Raw genomic sequence first — 12,117 nt, 5'->3', positions numbered from 1 at the left:
CGGGAAGATCTACAGTGGCTGCTTCTGAAACGGTCGAAATCGCCATTGTCGGCGCCGGAGTTGTCGGGCTGGCGACGGCACTTCGCCTTGTCGCGGACGGCCGCGAAGTCCTGCTCATCGATCCGAACGAGCCGGGCTCCGGCGCGTCATCAGGCAATGCCGGAACGATCGCCGAATACGCCTGCATGCCGGTCGGCACTCCTGCGGTGCTGCGGGCGTTGCCAAAGCTGCTGCTTGATCCCGACAGCCCGTTTTCGCTGCGCTGGCCGGCGCTGCTGCAGCTGGCGCCATGGCTCGTTCGGTTCATGCGGCAATCGCTGCCGGCGGCCACCCGGGCCAATGCGCTGGCGCTCGCCGGACTGCTGGCCGACGCCCTCCCGGCCTGGGAAGACATGGCCGGGGAGGCCGGCCTGGAGGACCAGCTGCGCCGCAATGGCTGTCTTTACCTCTATCGCCGCGAGAGCGATTTTGCCGCTGGCGCCAGCGGCCGGGCAATGCGCGCTGGGTTTGGCATCCGCCAAGAGGTGCTGACTCCCGAAGAGGTGGCGGCGCTTGAGCCGGGCCTGCCGGCGACAGCAGCGCATGGCGTGTATTTTCCCGACTCGATCAATGTCACCGATCCGGCAATGGTGATGCGGCGGTTGCTGGGCGCGGTGAGTGCCCGTGGTGCATCGGTGAAGCAGGCTGAGATCACCGGACTGCAGGTCGAGGCTGACGGTGTCCAGCTCAGCGGACCCGGCGTTCGCATCAAGGCTGGCACGGTGGTGATCGCCGCCGGTGCACGGTCGCGCGCACTGGCCGCGCAGGCCGGTGACAGGATTCCGCTAGAGACCGAGCGCGGCTACCATCTGGAATTCCAGACCGACGCGCCGCTGCTCAACCGACCTGTCTGTCCCGTCGATCTTGGATTCTACCTGACGCCGATGGCTGGCCGCTTGCGGGTCGCCGGCACCGTCGAACTCGGCGGCCTGGTCGCGCCGCCAAATCCGCGCCGGCTGGCGCTGCTTGACCGTGGCGCCAGGCAAATTTTTCCCAGGCTCGGCTCGCCTGCCTCGCAATGGCTCGGCTTCCGGCCGTCCCTGCCGGATTCCAGGCCGGTCATCGGCGCTTCGCGCGGCAGCTCCCGCGTAATTCATGCTTTCGGGCACGGCCATCTCGGCCTGACGCTGGCTCCGATCACCGCGCGGCTGGTCGCCGACTTGATCGGCGGACGCGGCGATCCGGCTCGGCTCGCACCTTTCGCGGCGGGCCGTTTCGGCCGTTGATAGACCGATGCCCTCGATCTGAGCTAGTGCGCGAAAACCTGCTCCAGCGAGCGAAAACCCTTGAATTCCAGGGCGTTGCCCGAGGGATCGCGGATGAACAGCGTCGCCTGTTCGCCGGGCTCGCCCTTGAAACGCACCATCGGCCGTTCCAGCCAGTCGATGTCGTCGCGCGCCTCCAGCCGCGTCGCCAGGCGCTGCCAGTCGTCCATCAAGAGCACGGCGCCGAAATGCGGGATCGGCACGACAATGCCGTCGACCTTGCCGTCACTGGGGGCCTGTGCGGCCTGCGGACGCAGATGCGCCGACATCTGGTGGCCGTAAAGGTCGAAATCGACCCAGGTCGCCGATGAACGGCCGATCGCACAGCCCAGCACCTCGCCATAGAAAACGCGGGTTTCATCGAGATCACGGACCGGGAAGGCGAGATGGAAAGGCGTCATCGAAATGCTCCGTGCAAGCTGCGAACCGATTTTGCGTCACAGGGTTCGCGGTTTTGAACCGCCCACCCTGCATTTTGATTGAAGCCTATGCCATTGCACAAGCCGGACCGGAACAATAGATGGGTGGGCAACGGCCGCACACCGGCCGCACCAGCAGGATTTCAGGCATGACCGATATATCAGACGCAGCAAAATTGACCGACCGCGTCGCGGCCTTGGTCGAGGCTGCCAAGAAGGCCGGCGCCGATGCCGCCGACGCCGTGGCCGTGCGCGGCCGCTCGACCGGCGTGTCGGTGCGTCTCGGCAAAGTCGAGGCTACCGAAGCCTCCGAGAGCGAGGATGTCGCGCTGCGTGTTTTCGTCGGCGGCCGCGTGGCGAGTGTCTCGGCGACAGCGGCGTCCGACCCGAAAACGCTGGCCGAACGCGCTGTTTCCATGGCGAGAGTCTCGCCTGAGGATCCCTATCAGGGGTTGGCCGACCCGGCATTGCTGGCCAAACAGACACGCGATCTCGATCTGTTCGACGCCACCGAGGTGTCCGCCGACCAGTTGAAGGAAGCCGCATTGGCGGCGGAGGCGGCAGCGCTTGGCGTCAAGGGCGTGACCAATTCGGCCGGCGCCAGCGCCGGTGCCGGCCTCGGCGGCCTGGTGCTGGCCACCTCGCACGGCTTCCTCGGCCACTATGTCGGCTCGCGGTTCTCGCGCTCGGCCAGCGTCATCGCCGGCGAGGGCACCGGCATGGAGCGCGACTATGAATTCTCATCGCGCCAGCACTTTGCCGATCTCGATGCGCCCGAGGACATCGGCCGCAAGGCCGGCGAACGCGCGGTGCGCCGCATCGGCGCGCGCAAGGCGGCGACCGGGCCGGTCGACGTGGTCTTCGACCCGCGTGTCGCGCGCGGCATCGCCGGCCATCTGGCCGGCGCCATCAACGGTGCCTCGGTGGCGCGCAAGACTTCGTTCTTGCGCGACATGATGGGCAAGCAGATGGCCGCTTCCGCCATCACCGTCACCGACGAGCCGCTCCGGCTGCGTGGCCAGGCCTCGCGTCCGTTCGACGGCGAAGGCGTCGAGGGCGAAAAGCTGCTGATGGTCGAGAAGGGCGTGCTCAACCACTGGTTCCTGTCGACCTCGGCTGCAAGGGAACTGGGCCTCGTCACCAACGGCCGCGGCGCGCGCGGCGGCTCTTCCGTGACGCCATCCTCCACCAATCTCGCCATCGAGCCGGGCGAGCGGTCGCCGGAAGAGCTGATCAAATCGCTCAAGAGCGGCTTCTACGTCACCGAAGTGTTCGGCCAGGGCGTCGACATGATCACCGGCGAATACAGCCGTGGCGCCTCGGGCTTCTGGATCGAGAACGGTGAACTGGCCTATCCGGTCGCCGAGGTCACCATCGCCTCGAACCTGAAGACGATGTTCCTCAACATGGTGCCGGCCGATGACCTCGACCGCAATTTCGGCACCGCCGCCCCGACGCTCCTGATCGAAGGCATGACCCTTGCCGGAGCATGACCTGACCATAGCCGGGGCCATCTCCGGCGCCTCTGGGGACTTGCCGCTGCTGCGCGATGCTGCCCGCGAGGCGGGGCTCATCGCCATGCGCTACTTCGGCAACAGCCCGCAAGTCTGGATGAAGGGCGGCACATCGCCGGTCAGCGAGGCCGACCATGCCGCCGACGCCTATCTGCGCGAAACGCTGCTGGCGGCGCGGCCGGACTATGGCTGGCTGTCGGAAGAGACGGTCGACGATCCGGTCCGGCTTTCGGCACGCCGCACCTTCGTCGTCGACCCGATCGACGGCACGCGCGGTTTTCTGGAAGGCCAGCGCACCTGGTGCGTCAGCGTCGCCGTCGTCGAGCGTGGCCGTACGCTGGCCGGCGTGCTGGAATGCCCGGCGATGGAGGAGACCTATTGGGCGCTGCCCGGCCAGGGCGCCTTCCGCAACGGCAAGCGCATTGCGGTTCGCAAGCTGGCGGAAACAGCCGAGATTTCCGGGCTGAAGCAGTTGACCGACCTGATGCCGGCCGAATGGCAGGCGCGGCTGAAGCGAGCGCCCTACAGCCCTTCGCTGGCTTATCGGCTGGCGATGATCGCCAATGGCGCGCTGGATGCCACTTTCGTCAAGCCGAATGCGCATGACTGGGATATCGCGGCGGCCGACCTCATCCTGCGCGAGGCCGGCGGCCAGCTGCTCGACCAGCACGGCCGCGCTCCGCTCTATGCCGGCGAGGTGACCCGTCACGGCGCCCTTGCTGCCGGCAGCGGTGAATTGCTGGCCGTGCTCGCCGGCGTCATCGCCGGCCTGGACGCGTGAAGGCGTTTTCCCCGGCGAGATGAATTCATCTCGCCCTAAAGGTTCCAAAGTTGGCGGCTTTGGTCTAGACCTGTGACAAACTCACGATATGTGAAGGACCGACATGGCCGCGGAAGACGGAAAGAAACAGCTTTTGCATCTGGTGTTCGGTGGCGAACTCAAGAAGCTTGGCGGCACCGAATTCCGCGATCTCGAGGGCCTCGATATCGTCGGCATCTATCCCGACTATCAATCCGCGCACACGGCGTGGAAAGCCAAGGCGCAAGCCAGCGTGGACAACGCCCACATGCGTTACTTCGTCGTTCATCTGCACCGGCTGCTGGACCCCGACAACAAGGCTGCCGGTTGACTTCGATGGAGCATGACCTGGCGAAAGGGCCAGCAAGCGATGCCGCGCCCACGGGCAGGGGACGCAGCCGCACGACCAAGGCCTTCTGGCGCAAGATTCGCCAACCGCTGGCGCAGTCGCGATTCGTCAAGAACGCCATCGCCAGCCTGTTCGCCCAGTTCGTGCGCTTCGTGCGCCTCACCAATCGCGTCGTCGAGGGATCGGCACGGTTTTCGGGCGGTGCCTATACCGAATTCGAGCCTGGCATCATCGCCTTGTGGCACGGCCAGCATCTGCTGACGCCGGCCTATTACCCCAAGCGCAAGCCGCTGGTCGCCATGGTTTCGCGCAGCGCCGATGCTGAACTCAACGCGCTGATGCTGGAGAAATTCGGCATCGAGGCGGTGCGCGGCTCCGGCGGGCGTGAAAATGCCAGGCATCTCGACAAGGGCGGGGCAAAAGCGCTTATCGCCCTGAAAAAGTCGCTCGCCGTCGGCAAGAACGTTGCCATGATCGCAGATATTCCGCACGGCACGCCGCGAGACGCAGGGCTTGGCATCGTTCTCCTGGCTCGCCTCTCGGGCCGGCCGCTTGTGCCTGTCGCCATCACCACCAGCCGTCGCAAGGTGCTGGAGAAGAGCTGGGACAAGACCACCATCAACCTGCCGTTCGGCCGTTCGTCGATCGTCATCGGCCAGCCGATCTTCGTGGCGGCCGGCGCCGATGACGCCGAAATGGAGCGCAAGCGCCAGGAAGTGACGACCGCGCTCAATGCCGCGACCGCCGAGGCCTACCGTCTCGTGGATGCTCCGCGATGAGCGGCCGCTGGGCGCGAGCCATGCTGTCGGCATACCGTTTCGCGGGTGCGGCCGCCTATCCGCTGGTCGGGCCCTATGTTGCCTGGCGCACCTCGCGCGGCAAGGAAGACCGCTACCGCCGCCGCGAGCGCTATGGCGTCGCCGGACGCGCGCGCCCCGACGGGCCGGTGATCTGGATCCACGCCGCGAGCGTCGGCGAGACCATCGCCGTCGTGCCGCTGGTCGAAAGCATTCTCGACTACGGCGTCAACATCGTGCTGACGACCGGCACGGTCACCTCGGCGCAGGTCGCCGATGAGCGTCTCGGTGACCGGATCATCCACCAATACGTACCGCTCGATCTCAAGCCGGCGGTCAGCCGGTTCCTCGATCACTGGCAGCCGGATCTGGCGATCATCGCCGAATCCGAAATCTGGCCGATGACCATCCTCGAGCTTGGCGCGCGCCGTGTGCCGCAGGTGCTGGTCAATGGCCGGCTGTCCGACCGCTCGTTCAAATCGTGGAAGAAACGCGCCAACATCGCCGAGGCGTTGTTCGAGAACCTGGCTCACGTCGTGGCGCAGTCGGATGTCGATGGCGAGCGGTTTCTAGCGCTCGGCGCCCGGCCGGTCACCGTGTCGGGCAATCTCAAGGTCGATACCTCGCCGCCGCCCGTCGACGAACGGGCGCTGGCGACGCTGCGGCGGCAGATAGGCACGCGCCCGACCTGGGCGGCGATCTCGACCCATGACGGCGAGGAAGTGGTCGCGGCTGAAGTCCACGCGACGCTGCACAAACGCCATCATGGTCTCCTGACGATCGTCGTTCCGCGTCATCCCGATCGCGGCGAGGCGCTTGCGGCGCAGATTTCCGGCATGGGCCTGAAGGTCGCGCGGCGCAGCAAGGGCGACAGGATAGCTGCCGACACGGATATATTGCTCGGCGACACGATCGGCGAGATGGGGCTCTATCTCCGGCTGACCGAAATCGCCTTCGTCGGCCGCTCGCTGACCTCCGAGGGTGGCCAGAACCCGCTGGAGCCGGCCATGCTCGACACGGCGGTTCTCGCCGGGCGCAATGTTCAGAATTTTCGCGAGGCCTACCAGCGTCTCCTCGACAGCGGCGGCGCCAAGCTGGTGCGCGATCGCGACATGCTGGCCGGCGCCGTCAATTTCCTCCTGACCAACGAAGTTGCGCGTCACGAGATGATGGCGGCGGGCGTGGCGACCGTCGACGAGATGCGCGGTGCGCTGGCGCGCACCCTGAAATCGCTTGAGCCCTACATCCAGCCGCTGGTCGTCAAGTCGCGCCTGAAGGGCGCGAACGGGCGCTAGCGTGGCCTCCGAAGCACCACCATTCTGGTGGGAAGAGCCGGACTGGCGGGTCCTGGCACTGTCGCCGCTGTCGGCCATCTATGCCGCCGCCGCCGGCCGCGGCATGCGGCGGGCCAGGCGCGAGAAGATCGAAGCTCCCGTTCTGTGCATCGGCAATTTCACGGTTGGCGGCACCGGCAAGACACCGGTGGCCATCGCGCTCGCCGAGCAGGCGAAGCGAATGCATCTGAAACCAGGCTTCCTGTCGCGCGGCCATGGCGGCTCGTTCGCCGAGCCTCACGTGGTCGATATCGACCATGACAGTGCCAGGCATGTCGGTGACGAACCGCTGCTGCTCGCCGAACACGCGCCGGTGGCGGTGACGCCGAACCGCGCCGCCGGCGCCCGGCTGCTGCTGGAACGGCATGGCTGCGATTTCCTGATCATGGATGATGGGTTTCAGAGCGCCCGCATCCACATCGATTATGCGCTGGTCGTCGTCGACGCGCGCTATGGGATCGGCAATGGCCGCGTCATTCCGGGCGGGCCGCTCAGGGCCAAAATCGTCGACCAGTTGGTCTTCACCAGCGGGCTGTTGAAAATGGGCGAGGGCACTGCCGCCGACAGCGTGGTCCGCCAGGCGGCACGCGCCGGCCGGCCGATCTTCGAGGCCCATACAGAGCCAAGCGGCAAGGCAGGGCTTGCCGGCAAGCGGTTCCTCGCCTTCGCCGGTATCGGCCATCCCGAGAAATTCTTCGACACGGTGCGCGAAGCCGGCGGCGAACTGGCGTTGACGCGGCCGTTTCCGGACCATCATTTCTATGCCGAGGACGAACTTGCCGAGTTGGTGGCGACCGCACGCGCCGAAGGGCTGGTGCTCATCACCACCGCCAAGGACGCCGCCCGACTGCGCCACGGCGCCTCACAGGACTTTCTCGACCGGCTCGAGGTGCTGGAGATCGACACTGTCTTCGAACTCGATCACGTTCCCGAGCGCATCATCGACGAGACGCTCGATGCCTGGCGCCAGCGCAAGCTGAAGGGCTAAAGCAATTCCAGGAAAAGTGTGAAACGGTTTTCCGTTCCGGAATTGCGTCAAAGCAAAGAGATAGAGCGGTTCGCCGTTCCGTGAAACGGCGAACTGCTCTAACCGCGTTTACGCAGCTCCGGATGCATCTCGATTTCGCGGCGCAGCGAGGCGGTGGCGCTGATGTAGGGCTCCTGCCTGGCGACGCTCCAGTATTTCAACTCGTCGAGCGGAATGCTTTCGCCTGTCACCGCGCAACGCACGAACGCGCCGGGACTGGTAACCTGGAAGTCGCCATCCAGATAGCGGATGCGGGCTTCCTTGCCGCCGGGGCCTTCGAAACGGTTCATCATGCAGGGACGCCAGGGTTCATGAGGATTTCATCGCCATAAATTCCCGGCGAGGTCAAGCATGCGACAAGCCTGAGACAATGCTGAACGCTTATTGTGAGGCGGAAAAATGGTGTTGGTGGGCCGCAATGGACATTTCCTCCACTCGTCTTCCCGCCTTGCTCAGGGAAGTGATGACGCCGCAGGCCGTGCCCTCGGGGCAGGCTGATCCAGTCATGACGGCACTGGTCAAGGCGCTGGTCCAACCGCCGGCGCCGTCTCTGCTCGCACAACAGACAGCGCCAGCGCTGTTGACTTTGCCGGCCGCGCCAATGGCCGTCAAATCGCAGCAGATCGCATCGGCTGGCATCGTCGATGCCTATCTTGCCCAACTTGAGACGGGCGAAGAGGCGGCGTTGGCAACGATCGCGGCGAGAAAGGCAAAACCCGAAGCCGAAACGCCGCGAGCCTTCTTGCCGCCTTCGACAACGGCCAATGTTAATGCTCCTGCCAGGGTTGCGGGGCTGTCATTGCTGTCGCTTATCCCGCCGCAGGCTCCAGTCCCGCGCAACGCTGCCGCTTTGGGTGCATTGGCGGGCAGGCACAGGCCGGCCAATCAATCCCATGGTGCGGCGCCGAACCCTGAGCACTTGCTGGTGAAGGTCGGCTTTGTTTCGATAGTGGCCGGTTTGCTGGGAACCGTGATCCTTGGGTTCGTTCTGTTGTTGCTTCGCTGAGCTTCGAATCGGCTGGTTCTCGATATATGCCCGGCGGAAGGCCTACCGCTCGGCTTCGATGAACGCCTCGATCTTTTCCGGCGCCAGCCCGGCCTCCGCCGCGATGCGGCGGGCGAGGTCGGCGGCTGCGGTACGCGGCCGCCCGATCGGCCGGTCGAGCCAGTAGGACACCGGATTGAGCGCGGTGCGCTCATCGACGGGCGTGATGCGGCCCGATTGCAATTGATGCCCGGTCAGGGGTGGGCGTGCCAGCGCGATGCCGAGCCCATAGGCGGCGGCGTCGAGCACCAGATTGTAGTCCTCGAAGCGACGGTCCTGCGGGCGCGGGCGATAATCCATGCCTTGCGCGGCAAACCAGGCGCGCCAGGCCGAAGCGTCGGAATCGTTGATCAGCGGATATTTGAGCAGCCGGGCAGGGTCGCCGCGGCCGATCTCGCGGGCAAGCTCGGGTGACGCGACGGGGAAGACATGTTCCTCGAAAAGCTGCACCGAGACGCGGCCCGGAATGCCGCCGCGTCCACAGCGGATGGAGAGATCGATGCCCTCATCGGCAAGGTCGGCCTGGCGGATATCGACATCGAGCACGATGCGCAGCTTCGAGGGATTGTTCTCCAGAGCCGCCATGCGCGGCATCAGCCACAGCCCGCTGACCGAGGGGATCGAGGTCAGCCGCACCACCGCCGTGCCACGCGGCTCGACCCAGCGGTCGGAATGGGTCGATATCAGCGCAAAGGCTTCCGCCGTGCGCAGATGCAGCCGGTTGCCCTCGATCGTCAGCGAGACGCCGCGCGCCCCACGGTCGAAGACTTTCAATCCCAGCCAGTCCTCGAGCTTGGCGATCTGCCGGCTGACGGCGCCATGGGTGATGTTGAGCTTTTCGGCGGCCGCCGAAAAGCTGCCTGTTCGCGCCGCCGCATCGAAGGCGCGCAGTGTTTCGAGCGGTACCATTGTGTCCGAGCTGTGATCCATAGTCACAGGTGATCCTCGATTTGGTCGTTTGTCAACTGGCCTGGAATGGCGTTTTCTGCCTTTCAGGACCGAAGAATGCGAGGGCAGTGAGATGAACGCAATGACGGGCACGTTGAATTCGACACAGCGGATGGACACCACGGCAGCCATTGCTGTCGCGCTGACGGTGGTTGGTTGGGCCTCCGCCTTTCCGGCGATCCGCGCCGGTCTCGCTGCTTTCGGACCGCTGGAACTCGGCGCGTTGCGCTTTGCCATCGCCGCGGTGCCGGCGGCGATCTTCCTGGCCATCAAGCGCCCGGCGCTGCCAAGGCTCGACGAAGTGTGGCGCCTGGTCTTTGGCGGCGCCATCTTCGTCGCGCTCTACACCGTCATGCTCAATTTCGGCGAACTGACCGTCTCTGCCGGTGCCGCCGGCTTCATCATCAATGTCAGCCCGATCTTCACCGCCATCATGGCGATGGTCCTGCTGGGCGAGCGCTTTTCGGGCATGGCCTGGGCCGGTACGGTGATTTCCTTCGCCGGCATTGGCGTCATCGCCATGGCCGACGGGAATGGACTGTCTTTTAACACCGGTGCTCTTCTGGTGCTTGGTTCGGCCTTGTGCTCGGCCGTCAACACCATCGTCCAGAAGCCGCTGTTTGCCCGCCATCATCCGTTGACCATCTCCGCTTCGAACATGGTGCTCGGCGCACTATGCCTGGCGCCCTTCCTGCCGTCGGCCTTTTCGCAGGCGGCGATTGCCGACACAGCAGGCCTCGGCGCCGTCATCTTTCTTGGCATCGTGCCCAGCCTGATCGCCTATGCCGCCTGGGCGACCGCACTGTCGCGTCTGCCCGCCGCACGTGCCTCCAACTTCCTCTATCTGGTCTCGCCGATGTCCGCGCTGATCGGCTTCTTCTGGCTGGGCGAAGTCCCCACGCTGCTCGGCATAATCGGCGGCGCGCTGGCGCTGGGCGGTGTCATCGTGGTGAATTTGAAGAGATGAATATTGCCGGCCGTCCGCTTCCCTCATTCGGGAACGATGCCTCGGTCAAACGCGTTTAGCCGGTGTTTATTCGACGGAGGTCCGAATGCCGGGTGCAACGACGCACCGACGCATGCAACTGGGTGATCTATCCATTTTCTATCGCGAGGCAGGGCCGCCAGAAGCACCTGTCTTGCTGTTGCCGCACGGCTACCCCTGCTCTTCGTTCCAATTCCGCCGACTGATGCCGGCGCTCGCCGACCGCTGGCGAACGATTGCATTCGACTGGCCGGGCTTCGGATACAGTGGCACACCAGATCCGGCCGCCTTTGGCTATGATTTCGACGCCTATTGCGACGTGCTTTCCAAACTTGCCGATGAATTCGGTCTCGAACGCTACGCCTTGTGGCTGCATGATTACGGCTCGCAGATAGGACTCCGGCATTCGATCTCGCACCCCGAGCGGATCAGTGCCCTGATCATCCAGAACGGCGACATCTACGAGGACGTGCTTGGTCCGAAATACGCCACGATCAAGGCTTGGTGGACCGACAAGACGCCCGACAAGCACCGTCCGCTCGAGGCCGCGGTAAGTGAGGACGGGTTCCGGGCCGAGTTCATCGGAGAAGTGGCTGACGACATCGCCACGCGCGTGGCGCCCGATCTCTGGAGCCTTCACTGGCCATTGATGAACACGCCGGTTCGTCGGCAGATCGCCGTCGGTCTGATGGAGAAGCTGGAAGCCAATCTCACCTGGTTTCCGCGCTACCAGGCTTATTTGCGTGAACACCATCCGCCCACGCTGGTCCTTTGGGGGCCAGAGGACGGCTATATGCCCGCGGCGTCGGCACGGGCCTATCATCGCGATCTGCCCGATGCGGAACTGCATCTGATCGAGGGGGCGGGTCACTGGCTGCTGGAGACACATTTCGACGACGCGCTGCCGCTGGTCCGCGATTTCCTGGCTCGTGTTCACGGCTGATCTCACCCGGCGTCCGCCATGCTCAGTTTGCTGTCCGCCTGACTGAAGGAGAACCTCATCTCGACCAAACCGACGATCGCGCGCATCTGGCGCGGCCGCACCCGCCGCGACGTTGCCGACGCCTATGAGCCATACCTGCGTGCCGAGGGTATTCCGCCCCTCGAGAAGACAGCGCTTGGCGTCCAATTGCTGCGCGAGGACCGCGATGCCGAGACGTGGTTCACAACCATCTCGTATTGGGCCGACATGCAGGCGATGACCGCCTTTACCAAAGGCGAACCGACCAAAGTCCATCATCTGGACCGCGATGCCGAGTTCCTGATCGAACTGCCGGAGCGGATCGACATCCACCGGATACTCGTCGATCGCCAGGGACTGCGCTGAACGGCGAATTTGGTGGTTCGCAATCTCGCCTTCTTCGCGGTGATGTCGCTGATCTGGGGGCTGACCTGGGCGGCGATCAAGCTCGGTCTCGATGACGTGCCTCCGCTCCTGCTGGCGGCGGCACGCTATTTGCTGACCGCCGCGCTTCTGGCAACAGCGGTGCGTGGAGCCGGCGCGGCGTTCGCCCACGGGCGAACGGGGCGGACGATAATCTCGGCATTGCTGGTCAACACCAGCACCTACGAGCGGTGAAGCGATGGCCCGCAATC

General features: G+C 65.1%; 15 protein-coding genes. 12 read left to right on the top strand and 3 right to left on the bottom strand.

Annotation, left to right across the window (positions count from 1 at the left end):
• Positions 1-14 precede the first annotated feature (14 nt).
• Complete coding sequence (locus NKJ67_RS24005; protein WP_352583476.1) at positions 15-1,265, top strand: NAD(P)/FAD-dependent oxidoreductase; 1,251 nt, start codon at positions 15-17, stop codon at positions 1,263-1,265.
• 23 nt (positions 1,266-1,288) lie between these two features.
• Here the strand turns inward: NKJ67_RS24005 and NKJ67_RS24000 are convergent, their stop codons facing one another.
• Entirely contained in the window at positions 1,289-1,705 is a 417-nt protein-coding gene (locus NKJ67_RS24000) for a VOC family protein (RefSeq protein ID WP_013532348.1), read from the bottom strand.
• A gap of 167 nt (positions 1,706-1,872) precedes the next feature.
• Between NKJ67_RS24000 and NKJ67_RS23995 the strand changes: the two genes are divergently transcribed.
• From NKJ67_RS23995 to lpxK, 6 genes are all read left to right on the top strand, one after another.
• A complete protein-coding gene (locus NKJ67_RS23995) occupies positions 1,873-3,216 on the top strand; it encodes a TldD/PmbA family protein (protein ID WP_352583474.1) in 1,344 nt (447 codons plus the stop codon).
• Complete coding sequence (locus tag NKJ67_RS23990; protein WP_352583473.1) at positions 3,203-4,018, top strand: 3'(2'),5'-bisphosphate nucleotidase CysQ; 816 nt, start codon at positions 3,203-3,205, stop codon at positions 4,016-4,018. Before NKJ67_RS23995 ends, NKJ67_RS23990 begins: the two co-directional genes overlap by 14 nt.
• 103 nt (positions 4,019-4,121) lie before the next feature.
• Positions 4,122-4,367 (top strand): DUF4170 domain-containing protein, encoded by a 246-nt coding sequence (locus tag NKJ67_RS23985; RefSeq protein ID WP_127257990.1) that lies wholly within the window; start codon positions 4,122-4,124, stop codon positions 4,365-4,367.
• Between the two features lie 5 nt (positions 4,368-4,372).
• Positions 4,373-5,164 (top strand): lysophospholipid acyltransferase family protein, encoded by a 792-nt coding sequence (locus tag NKJ67_RS23980; RefSeq protein ID WP_013532344.1) that lies wholly within the window; start codon positions 4,373-4,375, stop codon positions 5,162-5,164.
• A complete protein-coding gene (gene waaA, locus NKJ67_RS23975) occupies positions 5,161-6,477 on the top strand; it encodes a lipid IV(A) 3-deoxy-D-manno-octulosonic acid transferase (protein WP_027038607.1) in 1,317 nt (438 codons plus the stop codon). Before NKJ67_RS23980 ends, waaA begins: the two co-directional genes overlap by 4 nt.
• A 1-nt stretch (position 6,478) precedes the next feature.
• The gene (lpxK, locus tag NKJ67_RS23970; protein ID WP_352583470.1) at positions 6,479-7,504 is read left to right on the top strand and encodes a tetraacyldisaccharide 4'-kinase; all 1,026 of its coding nucleotides are present in this window, start codon (positions 6,479-6,481) and stop codon (positions 7,502-7,504) included.
• Positions 7,505-7,602: 98 nt separating this feature from the next.
• On the opposite strand, the gene NKJ67_RS23965 is transcribed toward lpxK, so the two are convergent.
• Positions 7,603-7,836 (bottom strand): DUF2093 domain-containing protein, encoded by a 234-nt coding sequence (locus NKJ67_RS23965; protein WP_031213688.1) that lies wholly within the window; start codon positions 7,834-7,836, stop codon positions 7,603-7,605.
• A 125-nt stretch (positions 7,837-7,961) separates the two neighbouring features.
• Between NKJ67_RS23965 and NKJ67_RS23960 the strand changes: the two genes are divergently transcribed.
• Positions 7,962-8,549, top strand: a complete 588-nt coding sequence (locus tag NKJ67_RS23960) for a hypothetical protein (RefSeq protein ID WP_352583468.1) — start codon at positions 7,962-7,964, stop codon at positions 8,547-8,549.
• Between the two features lie 42 nt (positions 8,550-8,591).
• On the opposite strand, the gene NKJ67_RS23955 is transcribed toward NKJ67_RS23960, so the two are convergent.
• Complete coding sequence (locus NKJ67_RS23955; RefSeq protein WP_127320850.1) at positions 8,592-9,518, bottom strand: LysR substrate-binding domain-containing protein; 927 nt, start codon at positions 9,516-9,518, stop codon at positions 8,592-8,594.
• A gap of 91 nt (positions 9,519-9,609) precedes the next feature.
• On the opposite strand from NKJ67_RS23955, the gene NKJ67_RS23950 reads away from it, so the two are divergent.
• The 4 genes from NKJ67_RS23950 to NKJ67_RS23935 all read left to right on the top strand — a co-directional run bounded on the left by NKJ67_RS23950 (position 9,610) and on the right by NKJ67_RS23935 (position 12,100).
• Positions 9,610-10,503 carry a DMT family transporter gene (locus NKJ67_RS23950; RefSeq protein WP_292659481.1) on the top strand — a complete coding sequence of 298 codons (894 nt, stop codon included), beginning with the start codon at positions 9,610-9,612 and terminating at the stop codon, positions 10,501-10,503.
• A gap of 85 nt (positions 10,504-10,588) precedes the next feature.
• Positions 10,589-11,464, top strand: a complete 876-nt coding sequence (locus NKJ67_RS23945) for an alpha/beta fold hydrolase (protein WP_352583465.1) — start codon at positions 10,589-10,591, stop codon at positions 11,462-11,464.
• A 57-nt stretch (positions 11,465-11,521) separates the two neighbouring features.
• Positions 11,522-11,848: an antibiotic biosynthesis monooxygenase family protein gene (locus NKJ67_RS23940; RefSeq protein WP_352583555.1), complete on the top strand. Its 327-nt coding sequence runs from the start codon at positions 11,522-11,524 to the stop codon at positions 11,846-11,848.
• A gap of 12 nt (positions 11,849-11,860) precedes the next feature.
• Entirely contained in the window at positions 11,861-12,100 is a 240-nt protein-coding gene (locus tag NKJ67_RS23935; RefSeq protein WP_127398926.1) for a hypothetical protein, read from the top strand.
• Positions 12,101-12,117: the final 17 nt, after the last annotated feature.

Source organism: Mesorhizobium sp. M0088, assembly GCF_040322895.1.
GTDB lineage: Bacteria > Pseudomonadota > Alphaproteobacteria > Rhizobiales > Rhizobiaceae > Mesorhizobium.
This window is presented reverse-complemented; position numbering and strand designations above follow the sequence as displayed.